We start from the raw sequence: 16,210 nt of genomic DNA on the forward strand, positions 1-16,210 counted from the left end.
GCCCCGCACCGGCAAAGCAGTTCCCCCGCCACATCCGGCCGGCCCGGCCCTCGGCGCGGGAAGGCCACGCTCAGCTCTCCTTCTTCGGGCCGCCGCGGCCGGCCTCCCTCCGGGCGATCGCGTCGATCATGTCGCTGATCGTGTCCAGGCCGTCCGACGACAGCGTCACCGCTCGCAGCGCCAGGTCGCGAACTCCCGCGTCGCGCAGGGCGCCCAGCAGGGCCAGCTCCTCCGCGATCTTCCGGCTCTGCTCGTCGTCGAAGAAGTACGCCGGGGGGACGCCGAAGAACTGGGCCAAGGCCTCGAGGTGGCGCTTGGTCGGGTTGTCGCGGCGGCCCGTGCGCAGCTGCCACAAGTACGTCGTCGAAAAGCTCTCGCCGGTCGCCTCGCGGCAGGCCTTCGCGACCTCTTCGTTGCTGTACGGCTCCCGATCGGGCCTGCGGACCACGTGGAACAGCCGGTCGATCTTGTCGGCCAGCGTCGACTTTCCGGGCTCCTTGACCACGATGCACTCCCTCAGCTACCAGGCGCATTCATCCTAGCTGAAAGGTGAACCCCCTTTATCTACCCGAGTTCGCCCTCGGCCGCGGCTGGCAGCGCGGGCACGAGAACGACGAGCGGTTCATGAACGGCTCCCGCCGGATCGCCGTGCCGCAGCGGTGGCACGGCATCCCCTCCTGGCCATACGCGTCCAGCGACCGGTCGAAGTACCCCGACTGCCCGTTGACGTTCACATACAGCGCATCGAACGACGTGCCGCCCGCGCCCAGCGCCGCGTTCATCACGTCCGACGCCGCCGAGAGCAGCTCGCGGCCCTTCGCGAGGGTGAGCTTTTCGGTCGGCCGGGCCCAGTGCAGGCGAGCGCGCCACAACGCTTCGTCCGCGTAGATGTTGCCGATGCCCGACACCAGCGTCTGGTCGAGCAGCGCCCGCTTGACCTCGGTGCGCCGCGACCGCAGCGCGCGCACCGCCGCGTCCAGGTCGAACTCCGGGTCCATCGGGTCGCGGGCGATGTGGGCGATCGTGTCCGGGAGCAGGACGTCGTTCAGGTCGTCGAGCGCCAGGCCGCCGAACGTCCGCTGGTCGACGAACCGCAGCTCCGGCCCGTCGTCGTCGAAGCGCAGGCGCACCCGCAGGTGCTTCTCGTCCGGCGCGTCCTCCGGCTGGACCAGCATCTGCCCGCTCATCCCCAGGTGGGCCAGCAGCGCCTCCTTGTCGGACAGCTCCAGCCACAGGTACTTGCCCCGGCGCCGCGCCGCCTCGACGCGGGTGCCGGCGAGCCGCCGCGCGAAGTCCTCCGCGCCCAGGGCGTGCCGGCGGATGGCGCGCGGGTGCAGGACCTCCGCCTCGCGGATGGTCCGCCCCGCGACGTGCGCCTGCAGGCCCAGGCGGACGACTTCGACCTCGGGTAGTTCGGGCATACGGCCATTGTGCCCGGCGGGTACGACAGTTTTCGAAAAGGCACCTACGGCGCGGTCGGTCCGACGTCGGCCTTCGCGAGCGGGACCCGGGTCGTGCCCGAGGCGAAGTACTCGTCGGCGCCGACGTCGTAGGTGCCCGCGCGGGTCTGGAGGTCGAAGTCCTTCGCCGCGTACGGGTACGACCCGGTGCCGGCGTCGATCGCCGGGCTTCCCGAAGCCAGCCGGTAGAGCCCGGCGGCGTCCTTGACCAGCTTCGGGTCGACGTTCCGCGACGGCATCCCCGCCGCGGCGCCGAAGGTGATGTTGCCCTCGTACTTGACCGTCGACCCGCTCGGCAGCGTCACCAGCGTGCCCGACGTCCCCTTGACGATGTTGTCCGCGACCACGCAGTCCTTCGGCTTGAAGTTCCCGCCGTCGCCGTCGATGACGCTGCTCGACCCGATCACCGTGTTGTAGGCGACGGTGTCGCGGTCCGGGCGGTCGTGGAGCTTGCTCGTCGGGCCGCTGTCGGCCTCGTCGCCCGAGCCGAACACGATCGCCCGCCCGCCGGAGTTGGCGACGTAGTTGTTCACGATCCGGTGGTCGTTGCCGTGGAACCGGATGCCGGAGTCGAACAGCACGTTGCCCTCGACGGTGCTGCGGTTGCCGTGGCGCAGCACGATGTAGCCCTTGCTGTCGCGGATCGTGTTGTAGCGGACGACGTTGTCCGACGACTTGACCGAGATCGCCTCGATGTCGCCGTCGGCCTTTTCGAAGAGGTTGTTCTCGACGACCGCGTGCGCGGAGTAGGACTGGTGGTTGCTCAGCCCGAGCCGGATCGACTCGCCGCCGTTCGAGCCGGAGAACTGGTGGTTGTAGAAGTAGTTGTGGTGCACGTGGACGTTCTGCGCCATCGCGTCCGACGGCCCGAGGATCTGCAGGAACACGCCCTGGCTGGTGCGGTTCTGGAAGACGTTGTGGTCGACCTCGGTGTCGTCGCCGTTGACCGACACCCAGTTGCCGTCACCGCTGAGCTGGAAGTCGTTGCGGGACAAGCGGTTGTGCGACGCACCGGCCGGAACGCTCAGGGCCGCGGAACCCCGGAACTTGAAGCCCTGCAGCACGACGTTGTGGACACCGCCGGCGAAGGAGAACGTCTTCGAGCCGGTGATCGTCGCCTTGCCGGTGTGCTCGGCCGCGATCGTCACCGGCGCCGAACCGGTGCCGGACCGCTTGATCGACAACGTCGACCCCGCGGAGTACGAGCCATCGGCCAGGACGATCGTGTCACCGGCGTTCGCCTTGTCCATCGCGGACTGCAGCGCCGCCAGTGAGGTGACGCGGACCTGCGCGGCCGACGCCGCCGGGCCGGGCACGACGACGAGCGCCGCGGCGATCAAGGGTACGAAGAACAGACGCATCCGCCAAACCTCTCAGTGAGCACCGGGCGGCGGATGTCCACACGCTACTGAGCGGTCCGGCAAAGCGTCAACGGGGGTTCCCGCTGATCAGGACTCCGGCTCGGCCTTCTTCTGCGCCTCGAGTTCCGCGGACAGCGAACGCCAGGCCGTCTCGGCGGCCTTCTGCTCGGCTTCCTTCTTCGTCGACCCGGTGCCGTGGCCGAGGGGACGGCCGGCGACCAGCACCGTGGCCGTGAACTCCTTGCGGTGGTCCGGCCCGGTGTCCTCGACCTTGTACTCGGGCACGCCGAGCCCGGCCGACGCGGTCAGCTCCTGCAGGCTCGTCTTCCAGTCGAGCCCGGCCCCGCGCAGCGGCGCTTCGGCGAGCAAGCCGTCGAAGAGGTGGTGGACGAGCTTGCGCGCGATCTCGATGCCGTGTTCGAGGTACGCGGCACCGATGACCGCTTCCAGGCCGTCGGCGAGGATGCTCGCCTTGTCCCGGCCGCCGGTGAGCTCTTCGCCCTTGCCCAGCAGCAGGTGTGCCCCGAGACCGCCCTCGCCGAGCCCGCGTGCCACCCGCGCCAGCGCGTGCATGTTGACGACGCTGGCGCGGAGCTTCGCGAGCTGACCTTCGGGCAGGTCGGGGTGTGTGTTGTACAGGTGATCGGTGACGACGACGCTGAGCACGGCATCACCGAGGAACTCCAGCCGCTCGTTCGGCGGCAGACCCCCGTTTTCGTACGCGTACGAACGGTGGGTCAGCGAAAGCCGGAGCAGCTCGGGGTCGAGGGTGACCCCGAGCGCTTCGAGCAACGGCGCCGGATCGGCAGCGGGTCCCCCGGGCGTCTTGCCCCCCATATCGGCTACCCGATCAGGCGGGCTCGACGACCTGGCGGCCGTTGTGCTGGCCGCACGACGGGCACGCGACGTGCTGGAGCTTCGGCTGCTTGCAGGCGCGGTTGGAGCAGGGCACCAGCTGCACCGGAGCCGCCTTCCACTGGCTGCGGCGCGAGCGCGTGTTGGATCGCGACATCTTCCGCTTCGGGACGGCCACGAGTAGATCTCCTTATGACGGTCTGCTCGCGGTCGTGCGAGCGAACTTTCCTCCGGAACGAGCTGGACGCTCGTCAGGCTTGCTCAGCTGGGCCCAGGCTTTTCGCCCGCGTTCTCGTCGAAGCGCTCGACGAGTGCGGCCCACCGAGGGTCTATCTTCTCATGCCCGTGTCCGGGCTCGAGATCGGCCCACTTGACACCGCAGTCCGTGCAGAGCCCGGCGCAGTCCTCGGTGCACAGCGGAGCCAGCGGCAGGGCCAGCACGACGGCGTCGCGGACGATGGGTTCGAGGTCGATCCGGTCGTCGACCAGCCGGGGGATCTCGTCCTCTTCGGTGGTCTCCTCGGTGGCCGACCCCGGATAGGCGAACAGCTCCTGGACCTCGACCTCGACCTCTTCGGTCAGCGGGTCGAGGCAGCGGGCGCAGGTGCCCTTCGCGGTGGCCCGTGCGGTACCGCTGACAAGGACGCCTTCGACGACGGACTCGAGCAGCAGGTCGAGTTCCAGCTCGGAGCCGGCTTCGATGGTGATGACATCGGGGACGCCGAGCGGCGTCTCCACCGGCACGCTGCGCTTGACGGCGCGGCTGAGGCCGGCGTGACGGCCGAGCTCACGGGTGTCGATCACCCACGGGCTGCGGTCGTCGAGCTGGGGGGTCTTGTTCTCGGACATCCAGTCCAGGGTACGCACTGGTCGCCACCCCTTTTGAGCTGGGCAGGTCACGCGGGGCTGGGGCGGAGCCGCGGGGCGGCGGGCGGCGGGGCGGCGGGCGCGGGGCGGCGGGCGGCGGGCGGCGGGGCCGAGCAGCCGCGGGGCGGCGCCGGCCGCAGTGGCGGATTCCACGGGGCTGCGAGTCGGCGGGCGGCGGAGCCGCCGAGGCGAGAGCGGTGCGGAGCCTGCGGGGCGGGGGCTCCGGCAAAGCCGGAGTGCCCTGTTCAGCTGCCCACCGGACCGAACGGCACACGGACACCAGCCCCGCACCCCGCCCACACCTCCCCCCACCCCGATCCGAAGCCCCCACACGGCCGGTGGTGCCGGGTCAAGGCACGCTTTCCCGCCTTGACCCGGTACCACCGGCCGTAGTGACAATCAGACTTCGGGGTGGGGGGCACCACGCCCAGACCAGTGGCAACTCCGGGCGAAGCCCGATCAGCAGACCCCGCTCCCCGCGGCAGCAATCGACTTTGCCAGGCCTGTGGACCACCCGAAAACCGAGCCCACCCACCTAGGACTCGGCCGAGCAACCACCCGGAACCCGCTCAAAAAGCTGAGAAGCTCATCACACCTGGTAGTCGTAAAGCGTCGACCGCCCACTCGAACCGGGCAGGTTGGCCGGCGATCGCAGGTGGTTGCGCCCCGAATCGACCGTCCGCAACGTCGTCGCCAGCAGCTCCGAGAACTCCGCCAGCTTCCCGTCCACGTACGCGTCGCAGTCCGCGCGCTGGCGATCCGCCTCCGCGTGCGCCTCGTCGACGATCCTGGCCGACTCCGCGTGGGCCGCCTGGACCACCTCGGTCTGGGCCACCAAGCGGGCCTGCTCGGCCCGGCCGTCCTCGATCGCGCGGTCGTACGCGTCGCGGCCCGCCTGGATCATGCGCTCGGACTCCGCGCGGGAGCGGTCCGTGAGGTTCTGGTACTCCGCCTGGCCCGCCGCCACCGTGCGGTCGGCCTGGTCGTGGGCGTCCGCCAGCATCTGCTCCGCGCGGGCACGGGCGTCGGCGAGGATGCGCTCCGCCTCGTCCGTCGCGTCGGCGATCGTGCGCTCAGCCTCGGCGTTCGCGCCCGCCACCGTCTCGCCCGCCTCCTTGCGGGCCGCGTGGATCAGGTCGTCGCGCTTGTCGAGGACGTCCTGGGCGTCGTCGACCTCGGCGGGGAGGGCGTCGCGGACGTCGTCGAGGAGCTCGAGCACGTCGCCGCGGGGCACCACGCAGCTGGACGTCATCGGGACGCCGCGCGCCTCCTCGACGATGGTGACGAGCTCGTCGAGCGCCTCGAAAACCCGGTACACGGCAACTCCAATCCCCTGTCGCTGCGTCCAGTCTGCCCGCATCCGGCGCGGAAGCGGTGAACGCCACCGGCACCGGGCGTGTCCCCCAGGACCACGCCCGGTGCCGGCTCCCCCTCACGGCAGCACGAACGCCGGATCGGTGATCACCCGCGTCAGTTGCTGCTTGGTCAGCTGCACCGAGTCGGCGGCGTCGTCGGCCGCGTCGACGAGGGTCACCGTCGAGCCGTCGGCCCGGCGGAGGACCCCGACGAAGCCACGCAGCTTCGTGAATCCCCCAGCACTCACGAAGCCGGTTTCGGACACCACCAGCACGGCGCCGCCGGGCTGCGGGATCCGCTCGCAGGCCAGCGCGGACGTCCCCGGTTCCGGGCAGGACCGGGCGATCGGGACGCGGTCGTCCGGCACCTGCCTGCCGTACACCGTCAGCTGGAAGTCCCCCGGCCGCCCGGACGCGTCGGCGAAGGCGGCGGTCACCGCCATCCGGCCGGGACCGATGGCGTCGGCCGGGGACGTGCCGACCGACAGCCTCCGCAGGCCGGGGAGCACCGCGGTCACGGCGTCGGTGAGGGCCTGCCGGATCCGCGCCTGCTCGGCGAGCGGCGGCGGGGACGGCCGAGCGGCCGGCGGCACCGAGGACACCTTGGGCATGAACCACGCGAAGGCCGCGAAGGCCAGCACCGCCGGAACGGCGATCCCCGCCCGGCGCCACCGGGTGTGCCGCGCCGCCCGGTCGGCGACCTCGTCGGTGTCGAAGCCGAGCGGCGGCTCCGCCAGGTCCAGCTCACGCAGCCGGGTTTCGAGTCCGGTCACCACGTGCTCCTCTCCGCGCTGTGCTCGAGCACGCCCCGGAGGGTCTCGAGCCCGCGAGCGGCCTGGCTGCGGACGGTCCCCTCCGAGCAGCGCAGCACCTGGGCGACCTCCGCCGCCGGGAGGTCGGCGCAGTAGCGGAGGACGACCGCGGCGCGTTGTTTCGGCGGCACCTCGGCGAGGGCACGCAGGAGCGGGCCGGAAATCCCGGTCTCGGGTGCGGGCGAGGGCTCGTCCGGCACCACGCCGTCACGGCGTTCGCGACGCCGCCACGGCCGCCGGGACTCGTCGAGCCAGCACCGCAGCAAGACCTGCCGGGCGTAGTTGTCGACCGGTCCGCGCCGGGTGATCTTCGGCCACACCCGGTACAGCTTGAACAGGGCGTTCTGGACCAGATCCTCCGCGAGGTGCCAGTCACCGCACAGCAGGTACGCCGTCCGTCTCAGCGCGCCGGCACGCGCACGGGCGAACTCCCGGAAGTCCGCGTCGTCCGCAGCCCGCATCGCGCCTCCTCGTCCGGTTCCCGGTGTACCTCACGGACGAGGGGGCGCGGCGCGTTGCACGGGTCAGGAATTCGGGTCGATCCGCTTGAACGTGGCGTAGCGGTCGGGCGTGTAGGCCAGCTCGCCCGCCTTGCCGGAGATCACCCGGTCGTTCGTGCCGACGGCGAAGAGCTTGTAGTAGCCCGAAGCGCAGGCCGGGAGCACGCCCTCGCGGTTCTCGTAGGTGGTCCCGGCCGAGGTGCCGTTGCGGACGTTGTCCACGACGGTCTTCGCCGCCGCCGACAGCTGCGAGTAGCCGATCTTCGCCAGGCCCGAGAGGTCGCCGCAGGCGTGCGTGGTCCCGCCGCCGATGTCGATGACCTTGAAGGTGGCGTAGTGGTCGCCGGTGTAGAAGTACTCGCCGGCGCCGCCGGTCACGATCCGGCGCGTGCCGCGGGTGCTCGAACCCGGCGTCGGCACCGTGTACTCGTGGTAGTAGCCCGAGGCGCAGGCCGGGAGGACGCCTTCGCGGTTGTCGAAGACGACGCCGTCGTTCTTCGGGTACGGGAACGGCCCGTTCGTCTGGATCAGGTGGTACGTCGTCGTCGCTTCCGGCGGCAGCGCCGAGAGCGTCGTGTGCGAGAAGCCGGACAGGTTCCCGCAGGCGTTCTGCGCGACGAGGGCGGGGGTGGCCGGGGAATCGGCCGCGGCGGCGGTGACCCCGGCGAAGAGCGTGGCCACGAGCGCGAAAAGGACCGCGACCAGGCGTGATCGGTAGTTGGTCATTTTCGGACCGTAACCCGATTGGATGATCGTCAGGAGACGCCGACGTGAACTCGCGGTCCACCGGGCCGAAGTCCCGACGAACGGAGGGGGCCGAACGACGGGAACCGGACAGGGAGTCCGGTGTGGGATCAGCCCCCGAGCTTCGGGAACTTCTCCGAAAGCCGCTCGTAGACGGTCGCCGGCACGAACCGCTCGATGTCGCCGCCGAGCGCCGCGACCTCCTTGACCAGCGAGCTGGACACGAAGCCGTACGCCGGGTTGTTCGCCATCAGCAGCGTCTCGACGCCGGTGAGCTCGCGGTTCATCTGCGCCATCTGCAGCTCGTAGTCGAAGTCGCTGACCGAGCGCAGGCCCTTGGCGACCGCCGCGATGCCGTTCTCGCGGCAGTAGTCGACGAGCAGGCCCTCCCACGAGTCGACGCGGACGTTCGGCAGCTCCACGGTGATCTCGCGCAGGATCTCCAGGCGCTCCTCGATGTCGAAGACGCCCTTCTTGTTCTTGTTCACCCCGACCAGGACGACGATCTCGTCGAACAGGCGGCTCGCCCGCTCGATGATGTCGAGGTGCCCGTTGGTGGCCGGGTCGTAGGAACCGGGACAGACCGCACGCCGCATGGCGCGGACGCTACCGTGCCCGCCCCGGTCTCCGCCGCGTGGTTCACGCCACAGCCGTGTACTCCGCCCAGAAGACGGCCGTGTCGCCGTACTTCTTCGTGCGCGCCGGCTCGAAGCCCGGCGGCCAGTCCGGCTCGCCGTCGCGGGCGGCGCGCTCGACCACGACCAGTGCCGAGGGCCCCAGCCAGCCACCCGCGGCCAGCGCCGCCAGCACGGCCCCGAGCGCGGCCGCGTCCACGGCGTACGGCGGGTCGGCGAGCACGAGGTCGAACGCGGCGGGGGCGGGCGCCGCGACCACCGCCTCGACCTGCCCGGCCCGGACCGTGCCGCCCAGGCCCAGCGCGGCGACGTTGCCGCGCAGGACGTCCACCGCCCGCCGGTCGGACTCGACGAACAGCGCGTCCGCCGCGCCGCGGGAGAGGGCTTCGAGGCCGAGCGCGCCGGAGCCGGCGTAGAGGTCGAGGACCCGGGCGCCGTCCAGCTCGCCCGCCGTCTCCAGGGCGTTGAACAGGGCTTCCCGCACGCGTTCCGACGTCGGCCGGGTGCCCTTCGGCGGCACCTTGAGCCGCCGTCCGCCCGCCGTCCCGGCCACGATCCTGGTCACCCCCCGATTGTGGGGGACGGCACGCGGCGCGGATGACCGGGACACGGGTGTCCCCGCCCGGGCCACCGCGTAGAGTCGTTCTTCGCCCTCGGAGGCGATCCCAAAGCTGTCAAGGAGCCATGCGTGTCCGAACCTCGGGTCAGACGGGCCGAGATCGCCATCGAGCAAGCCCACGTCGATCGCGTGTACACCCGTCTGGACGAACTGCGGGCGCAGGCCGAGGCCATGCGCACGAAGGGCTACGAGATCGGCCAGGGAGCGCAGCGCGAGGCGATCTTCGAACAGGCGTCGATGCTGTTCGAGCGGGACATGATGGTCTACCACGCCAACCAGACGCTGCAGACGCTCGACGCCGAGTACGAGGGCCTCGTCTTCGGCAGGCTCGACGACCGCGAGGGAGAACGCACCTACGTCGGCAGGCTCGGCATCCGCGACGCCGAGTTCGACAACCTCGTCACGGACTGGCGTGCGCCGGCCGCGGCGGCGTTCTACCAGGCCACCGCCGAGGAACCGATGGACGTCGTGCGGCGGCGGGTGATCCGCTGCTCGGGCCAGAACGTCCTCGACGTCGACGACGACGTGCTGATCGCCGACGCCGTGCCCGACGACATGCAGATCGTCGGCGAAGGCGCGCTGATGGCCGCCCTGGGGCGCTCGCGCGGCGAGAAGATGCGCGACATCGTCGCGACCATCCAGAAGGAGCAGGACGAGGTCATCCGGGCGCCCTGGCGCGGTGTCACCGAGATCACCGGCGGGCCGGGCACCGGGAAGACCGCGGTCGCGCTGCACCGCGCCGCGTACCTGCTGTACCGCTACCGGCGTCAGCTCGGCGGGGCCGGCGTGCTGGTGATCGGGCCGTCGGGCGTGTTCACCAGCTACATCTCGCGGGTCCTCCCCTCCATGGGGGAAACCAACGTCGAGCTGCGCGCGCTCGGCGAGGTCCTCGACGGCCTGGAGGCGACCCGGCAGGACGCGGCGCCGCTCGCCGCCGTCAAGGGATCGCTGCGGATCCGGAAGGTGCTGCTGCGGGCGCTGCGCGACACGCCTCCGGAGGCGCCGGAGGAGATGCGGATCGTCTACCGCGGCGAGGTGCTGAAGCTCGGCGCGCGCGAGCTGGAGAAGGTCCGCCGCAAGGCCCACACGCAGGGCGCGCCGCCGAACCGGTCGCGGATCCGGGCGGCCGAGCTGCTGCTGGACGCCCTCGCCGCCAAGGCCGAGGAGCACGCGAAGGACGACGGCAGGCAGATCGACCGCGCCGAGCTGATCACCGACCTCGGCGAGCGGATCGACTTCCACCGCTTCCTCGTCGTGTGGTGGCCGGTGCTGTACCCGGCGCAGATCCTCAAGTGGCTGGGCGAGGAGAAGCGGCTGGCCGCGGCCGCGAAGGGCGTGCTGAACCGCCAGGAGATCTCGATGCTGGCCGCGGACTTCGCGGACCGGTCGCGGGGCTGGTCGATCGCGGACGTGGCGCTGCTGGACGAGCTGCGCGTGCTGGTCGGGCCGCCGCCGAAGCGCAAGCGGCGGCAGGTGCTCGAGGCCGAGCCGGAACGCTCGGGCGGGGCGCCGACGCGGCCGGAGCACTACGACGAGTACTCGCACGTGGTCGTCGACGAGTCGCAGGACCTTTCGCCGATGCAGTGGCGGATGGTGGGCAGGCGCGGCAAGTACGCGAGCTGGACGGTGGTCGGCGACCCGGTGCAGAGCTCGTGGCCGGACCCCGCGGAGGCGGCCACGGCCCGCGACCAGGCCTTCGGCGTCAAGACCGCCCGGCGGCGGTACACGCTGCGCACGAACTACCGGAACTCGGCGGAGATCTTCGACCTGGCGGCGAAGGTGGTGGCCGGGCACGCGGAGGCGGGCGAGCTGCCGGTGGCGGTCCGCCGCACCGGCGTGGAGCCGGAGGTCCGCCCGGTGGAGGCGGCCGGGCTGGCCGCGGCGACGCAGGCGGCGGTCAAGGAACTGCTGGGCGCGGTGGAGGGCACGGTCGGCGTCATCACGGCGATGGACCGGGTGCCGGAGGTCGCGGGCTGGCTGCCGGGGCAGGCGGACGAGCGGCTGAAGGTCGTGGGCAGCCTGGACTCGAAGGGCCTGGAGTACGACGCGGTGGTGCTGGTCGAGCCGGTCGACCTCGTGCGCGAGTCGATGACGGGCCGCCGGGTGCTGTACGTGGCGCTGACCCGGGCGACGCAGCAGCTGATCGTGCTCGCCTCGGACCCGGACTGGATCCCGGCCGCCTGATCCGGGCGCCCCGACGCGGGCTCGGGTGCGGGGGAGTCGCACGGGAGCCCGCATCGGGGCGCGCTTGCGGGGAGGTCACACGCTGAAGGGCCCCTTCGCGGAGCGGGAGGCGGGTTCCCGTGTCCTCGAAGGAGCCCTTCAGACCCCCGGTGAAATGAACGTCGTGGGACGAACCGTCCGAGGGCATGTCTAGTCGATCCGGGTTGTTCGGTGTCCGCGCTCACCCACCGAACAACAACGCCGAACAACCCGGTCAGGGGCAGGGCGGGGTGTAGCCGAGGTCCGGGAAGCTCTCGCTCCACTCGGCTTCGGTGATCCGGGGCGAGACCGCCGCGCAGATCCGTTCGGCCGCCCGGTCGGGGTCGGCCTCCCAGAACCGCACGGTGCCGTCCGCGCCCGCGCCCGCCAAGGTGTGGCCGTCCGGCGCGTACTGGGCGACGTAGACGCGGTCGCGCTGCTCGGGCAGGACCGCGTACGGCGCCGCCGTGGCGACGTCCCACAGCCGGATCGTCCGGTCGTAGCTGCCGGACGCCAGCGTCCCGCCGTCGCCGTTGAAGGACACCGACATGACGATGTCGGCGTGGCCTTCCAGCACCGCAGGCGGCGGCACGTGCGCCGGGTCCGAGACGTCCCAGAGGCGCACCATCCGGTCGGCGCTCGCCGTGGCGACGTGCCTGCCGTCGGGGCTGTAGGCGATCGAGAAGATCGTGTCGGTGTGCCCGGTCAGCTTGGCCAGCGGCCGCGGGGCCCGGGGCGCCGAGATGTCCCAGAGCCGCGCGGTGTGGTCCCAGCCGGCGGTGGCCAGGGTCCGGCCGTCGGGGCTGAAGGCGAGGGTGTGGACGTCGTCGTCGTGGCCTTCGAGCTTGGCGATCTCGACCGGCCGCAGCCGGTCGGTGAGGTCCCAGAGGCGGGCCGTGTGGCCCTGGCCTGCGGTGGCGAGGAGCCGGCCGTCCGGGCTGAACGCGACCGCGTCGATGTCGTCGGTGTAGGGGTTGAACAGCACCGGCGGCCCGGGGTGGGCCGGGTCGGTGATGTCCCGCAGCGTCATCGTGTGGTCCCAGCTGCCGGTGGCCAGGGTGCGGCCGTCCGGGCTGACGGCGACACCGCAGACCGCGTTGCCGAACCCGCCGATCGTGGCCGTCGGCCGCGGCGCGCGCGGGTCGGTGAGGTCGTGCAGCCGCACGGTTTCGTCGTAGCCGCCGGAAACCATCAGCTTGCCGCCGGGACCGAAGGTGACGTGGCACGCCTGGGCCGTGTGCGCGGGGATGCCCGGGCCGGGCAGGTCCCAGAGCCGGGCGGACTGGTCGTCGCTGGCCGTGGCGAGGGCGTGGCCGTCGCGGGTGAACACCGCGGAGACGACGGCGCCGATGTGCCCGGGCAGCGACTGCAGCTCGCGCGGCTGCCGCGGGTCGGCGACGTCCCACAGCCGGGCCGTGCGGTCGAAGCCGGTGGTGGCGAGCGTGTGCCCGTCGGCGGCGAAGGCCACCGAGCGCACGGTCGCCTTGTGCGAGGTCAGCGACGCCAGCGGCACCGGGTGGGCCGGGTCCGCGATGTCCCACAGCCGCGCGGTCTGGTCCTGGCTCGCCGTGGCGAGAACGGGCCCGGCGGGGCTGAACGCGACCGAGTGCACGACGTCGGTGTGCCCTTCGACCACCCCGAGCTGGCCCCGCGAAGCGACGTCCCAGACGCGGGCCGTCTTGTCGGCCGACGCGGAGGCGAGCAGCCGGCCGTCGCCGCTGAAAGCGAGGTTGTTGACGTAGGAGGTGTGCCCGGTCAGCTCCCCCGACGGCCGCGGGTGCCCGGGGTCGGTCGTGTCGTAGAGCCGGATCGTGCCCTTGACGTCGGCGGTCGCCAGCAGCGGCCCGGCCGGGCTGAACGCGACGGCGTAGGCCTTGCCCGCGTGCTTTTCGATCGTGGTGCCGGGCCCGGGCCGGGCCGGGTCGGAGACGTCCCAGACGCGGACGGTGCCGTCGAAGCCCGCGGTGGCGACGGTCCGGCCGTCGGCCGCGAAGGCGACGTTGTTCACGTTGCCTTCGTGCCCGGCGAGCACGCCCAGCGGCGCCGGGTGGTGCGGGTCGTGGATGTCCCAGAGCCGGGCCGTGCCGTCCCAGCTGGCCGTGGCGACGACCTGCCCGTCCGGCCGGAGGGCGACGGTGTTGACCCGGCCGGTGTGCCCGGTGAGCCGCGTCGCGTACGGCGAGCCGAACATGCCGAGCAGGCCGCTGCGCTCCTCGGCCCCCGGATCGAGCCGGTAGGCGGCGAGCGCGAGCTGCGCGGCCAGCGCGGGGTTGGTGGCGCGCATGGCCAGCGCCTGGCCGGCGACCTTCTGCGCGAGCGCGTTGTTGCGCTGCTCGGTGGCCGTGGTCTCGGCGCGGACGGCGTAGACGGTGGCCGCCACGGCGAAGACCAGCAGCACCGCCAGCAGCGCGACCAGCTGGCGCAGCCGCCGCGTGCGCCGCCGGTCGCGTTCCAGCTCGGCGTGCTCGACGGCGAGGCTCGCGTCGAGGAACCGCCGTTCCCGGCGGGACAGCGCGGAGTCCTGGCGCGCGGCCCACTCCCGGGCGATCGCCAGCCGGGTGCCGCGGTAGAGCCAGCCCGGGTCTTCGGCGACGGACTCCCAGGCGCCGGTCGCCTCGGTGAGCTGCCGGTGGACGCGCAGGCCTTCGCGGTCTTCGGTGAGCCACTCGCGCAGCCGCGGCCAGCCGCGGATGAGGGCTTCGTGGGTGATCTCGATGCCGGTGTCGTCGAGGGTGACCAGCCGGGCCGCGGCCAGCTCGGCGAGCACCACGGCGGTGTCGGCGTCGTCGGCGTCGAGCTCGGCGCGGCCGATGCGCCGCTTGGTGTCCTCGGTGCCTTCGCCGAGCGCGGTCATCCGGAGGAAGATCTGCCGCGCCAACCGCTGCTGCCGCGCCGACAGCTTGGCGTAGGTGCCTTCGGACGTCTGCGCGATGGCCCGCTCGATGCCGCCGGTCGACTCGTAGCCGGCGAGGGTCAGCGTGGTGCCGCGCCGACGGCGCCACGTCTCCAGCAGCGCGTGCGAAAGCAGCGGCAGCACGCCGGGCTGGCCGGTGGCGTCCGCGACCAGCCGGGAGACCAGGGCGTTCTCGACGCGGTACCCGGTGTCGACGGCGGGCCGCGAGATGGCCTGCCGGAGCTCCTCGGTCGTCATCGGGCCGACCAGGACCTGGGCGTCCTGCATGGCCTCGGCGAGTTCGGCGTGCCGCGCGCAGTGGGTGTAGAAGTCGGTGCGGATGCCGAGCACGACCCGGGTGCGGCTGCCCGGTTCGGTGGTCGCGGTGACGAGCGCGTCGAGGAACCGGGCCTGCTCCTGGTCGTCCTGGCAGAGCGTGAAGACCTCCTCGAACTGGTCGACGACCAGCACGAGGTCTTCTTCGCCGCTGTCGGCCAGCTGACGGGCGGCGAGGCCGAGGTTGCGCGGGTGCGCGGCGAAGTCGTCGAGCAGGGCGCCGGGCGCGACACCGAGCGCGGCGGCGAACTTGACCGCGCACTCCTGCAGCGGGCGGTGGCCCGGGGTGAGCAGCACGACCGGCCCTTTCACCGAGGGCAGCAGACCGGCCCGCAGCAGGGACGACTTCCCCGAACCGGACGCGCCGAGCACGGCGAGAAAACGTTGTCTCGTGAGTCTTTCGACGAGTTTTTCGACAAGCCGTTCCCGGCCGAAGAATCGTTCCGCGTCGGCGGGTCCGAAAGCGGCCAGCCCGACGTACGGCGGAATTTCCCCTGGTTCCGGCTCGGGCGGTGAATCGGCACCGTCCGGCCGCGACTCTTCGGCGACGGCGTGCCAGCGTTCCGCCCATTCCCCCGGCACCCCGCCGCAGGCCCGGACGTAGGCCAAGGTGACCGCCAGGCTGGGGAGTTTCCGCCCGCCGGCGGCCTCCGACAGCGTGCCGGCGGAGTAGTGCGCGCGCCGCCCGAGCTCGCGGTAGGTCGGATTCCCGGCGCTCTCGCGCAACCGCCGCAGATCGGCGGCGAATTCGGTCAGCAGATCATCCCCGGGATCCAAGGGTCGCTCGGGACGCGGCACCCGGCCCTCCTGTTGTTCATTTTCCGATTCGCCCACCGTAGCCAATCGGGCGGCATCAGGTGGCGGAATCCAGCCGACGGCGAACGGCGTCCCGGTCGACGCCCAGTTCCACCAGCAGATCGGCCGCCGGATCGGGTGGGGTCAGCCGCACGAGCGCCCGCAGCAGCCGGCCCGGCTCGCGCGGGCGCGGCACCCCGCGGATCGCCTCGTTGACGACCGCGCGCGCCCCGGACGTCAACGCTCCCGGCTTCCCGCGCCGCGGCGGGACTTCCGCCGGGCGGAGGCCGTCGACGTCGATGCCGAGCGCCGCCAGTGCCGCCCGGTCGAGGCGGTCGAGGGCCGCGCGGGCCGCGGTCAGGTCCGTACCCAGGGTGCGGGCGCAGTCCGGATCGTGCAGCAGGCCCAGCAGCAGGTGTTCGGTGCCGAGCCGCCGGTCGCCGCGGCGGCGGGACTCCTCGAGGGCCGCCGTCACCACCGCGGCGAAGGGGCTCTTGGCGATCAGCCGGTCGAGCACGAGCGCCTCATTTCCCGTACTTGGCGTGCACGGACTGGCGGGCGACGCCGAGCGCGTCCCCGATCTGCTCCCAGGACCAGCCCCGGTCCCGCGCGTGCGCGACGGCCGCCGCTTCGACCTGCTCGGCGAGCCGGTGCAGGGCGCCCACCGCCCGCAGCGCGACCGCCGGATCGGTTTCCGAGACGCGTCCGGCCAGCTCTTCCGCTTCCACGGGTGTCAGTCTAGCCTGACATCCTCGTCAGTTTGAACTGACACCAGG

The 16,210-nt window shown here is 72.3% G+C and carries 16 protein-coding genes; 1 reads left to right on the plus strand and 15 read right to left on the minus strand.

The genetic code is table 11. The features are described from left to right. Positions 1-70 precede the first annotated feature (70 nt). From ACWEGE_RS04620 to rsmD, 12 genes are all read right to left on the minus strand, one after another. Complete coding sequence (locus ACWEGE_RS04620; RefSeq protein WP_013223693.1) at positions 71-505, minus strand: helix-turn-helix domain-containing protein; 435 nt, start codon at positions 503-505, stop codon at positions 71-73. Positions 506-560: 55 nt separating this feature from the next. After that, a complete protein-coding gene (mutM, locus tag ACWEGE_RS04625; protein WP_449659032.1) occupies positions 561-1,421 on the minus strand; it encodes a bifunctional DNA-formamidopyrimidine glycosylase/DNA-(apurinic or apyrimidinic site) lyase in 861 nt (286 codons plus the stop codon). 44 nt (positions 1,422-1,465) lie between these two features. Next, complete coding sequence (locus ACWEGE_RS04630) at positions 1,466-2,821, minus strand: polysaccharide lyase 6 family protein (RefSeq protein WP_449659033.1); 1,356 nt, start codon at positions 2,819-2,821, stop codon at positions 1,466-1,468. A gap of 87 nt (positions 2,822-2,908) precedes the next feature. Then, positions 2,909-3,658: a ribonuclease III gene (rnc, locus tag ACWEGE_RS04635; protein ID WP_449659034.1), complete on the minus strand. Its 750-nt coding sequence runs from the start codon at positions 3,656-3,658 to the stop codon at positions 2,909-2,911. Between the two features lie 13 nt (positions 3,659-3,671). Continuing rightward, positions 3,672-3,854, minus strand: coding sequence for a 50S ribosomal protein L32 (rpmF, locus tag ACWEGE_RS04640; RefSeq protein WP_003090635.1), 183 nt, complete (start codon positions 3,852-3,854; stop codon positions 3,672-3,674). Between the two features lie 83 nt (positions 3,855-3,937). Next, positions 3,938-4,525, minus strand: coding sequence for a YceD family protein (locus tag ACWEGE_RS04645; RefSeq protein ID WP_449659035.1), 588 nt, complete (start codon positions 4,523-4,525; stop codon positions 3,938-3,940). Positions 4,526-5,132: 607 nt separating this feature from the next. Beyond that, positions 5,133-5,861, minus strand: coding sequence for a DivIVA domain-containing protein (locus ACWEGE_RS04650; protein WP_449659036.1), 729 nt, complete (start codon positions 5,859-5,861; stop codon positions 5,133-5,135). Positions 5,862-5,975: 114 nt separating this feature from the next. Further along, entirely contained in the window at positions 5,976-6,671 is a 696-nt protein-coding gene (locus tag ACWEGE_RS04655) for a hypothetical protein (protein WP_449659037.1), read from the minus strand. Then, a complete protein-coding gene (locus ACWEGE_RS04660; RefSeq protein WP_449659038.1) occupies positions 6,668-7,171 on the minus strand; it encodes a SigE family RNA polymerase sigma factor in 504 nt (167 codons plus the stop codon). The genes ACWEGE_RS04655 and ACWEGE_RS04660 overlap by 4 nt, the downstream gene beginning before the upstream one ends. 63 nt (positions 7,172-7,234) lie before the next feature. Then, positions 7,235-7,936 carry a ribonuclease domain-containing protein gene (locus tag ACWEGE_RS04665; protein WP_449659039.1) on the minus strand — a complete coding sequence of 234 codons (702 nt, stop codon included), beginning with the start codon at positions 7,934-7,936 and terminating at the stop codon, positions 7,235-7,237. Between the two features lie 128 nt (positions 7,937-8,064). After that, positions 8,065-8,550 (minus strand): pantetheine-phosphate adenylyltransferase, encoded by a 486-nt coding sequence (gene coaD / locus ACWEGE_RS04670; protein ID WP_449659040.1) that lies wholly within the window; start codon positions 8,548-8,550, stop codon positions 8,065-8,067. A 43-nt stretch (positions 8,551-8,593) separates the two neighbouring features. Next, positions 8,594-9,154, minus strand: a complete 561-nt coding sequence (rsmD, locus tag ACWEGE_RS04675; protein WP_449659041.1) for a 16S rRNA (guanine(966)-N(2))-methyltransferase RsmD — start codon at positions 9,152-9,154, stop codon at positions 8,594-8,596. Positions 9,155-9,277: 123 nt separating this feature from the next. Between rsmD and ACWEGE_RS04680 the strand changes: the two genes are divergently transcribed. Beyond that, positions 9,278-11,392, plus strand: coding sequence for a HelD family protein (locus ACWEGE_RS04680; protein WP_449659042.1), 2,115 nt, complete (start codon positions 9,278-9,280; stop codon positions 11,390-11,392). 253 nt (positions 11,393-11,645) lie between these two features. Here ACWEGE_RS04680 and ACWEGE_RS04685 read toward each other — a convergent pair whose 3' ends face one another. The 3 genes from ACWEGE_RS04685 to ACWEGE_RS04695 are packed head-to-tail and all read right to left on the minus strand — an operon-like array spanning position 11,646 to position 16,162. Beyond that, complete coding sequence (locus ACWEGE_RS04685) at positions 11,646-15,437, minus strand: nSTAND1 domain-containing NTPase (RefSeq protein WP_449659043.1); 3,792 nt, start codon at positions 15,435-15,437, stop codon at positions 11,646-11,648. A gap of 55 nt (positions 15,438-15,492) precedes the next feature. After that, positions 15,493-15,951: a Clp protease N-terminal domain-containing protein gene (locus ACWEGE_RS04690; protein WP_449659044.1), complete on the minus strand. Its 459-nt coding sequence runs from the start codon at positions 15,949-15,951 to the stop codon at positions 15,493-15,495. Positions 15,952-15,958: 7 nt separating this feature from the next. Next, entirely contained in the window at positions 15,959-16,162 is a 204-nt protein-coding gene (locus ACWEGE_RS04695) for a hypothetical protein (RefSeq protein WP_449659045.1), read from the minus strand. Between the last annotated feature and the right edge of the window lie 48 nt (positions 16,163-16,210).

This window comes from Amycolatopsis sp. NPDC004747, from assembly GCF_053601335.1.

What these genes read in the sequence shown, in the direction of transcription:
- mutM (WP_449659032.1), bottom strand. Translation starts at nt 1,421, where the DNA reads ATGCCCGAACTACCCGAGGTCGAAGTCGTCCGCCTGGGCCTGCAGGCG.
- ACWEGE_RS04630 (WP_449659033.1), bottom strand. Translation starts at nt 2,821, where the DNA reads ATGCGTCTGTTCTTCGTACCCTTGATCGCCGCGGCGCTCGTCGTCGTG.
- rnc (WP_449659034.1), bottom strand. Translation starts at nt 3,658, where the DNA reads ATGGGGGGCAAGACGCCCGGGGGACCCGCTGCCGATCCGGCGCCGTTG.
- ACWEGE_RS04645 (WP_449659035.1), bottom strand. Translation starts at nt 4,525, where the DNA reads ATGTCCGAGAACAAGACCCCCCAGCTCGACGACCGCAGCCCGTGGGTG.
- ACWEGE_RS04660 (WP_449659038.1), bottom strand. Translation starts at nt 7,171, where the DNA reads ATGCGGGCTGCGGACGACGCGGACTTCCGGGAGTTCGCCCGTGCGCGT.
- ACWEGE_RS04665 (WP_449659039.1), bottom strand. Translation starts at nt 7,936, where the DNA reads ATGACCAACTACCGATCACGCCTGGTCGCGGTCCTTTTCGCGCTCGTG.
- coaD (WP_449659040.1), bottom strand. Translation starts at nt 8,550, where the DNA reads ATGCGGCGTGCGGTCTGTCCCGGTTCCTACGACCCGGCCACCAACGGG.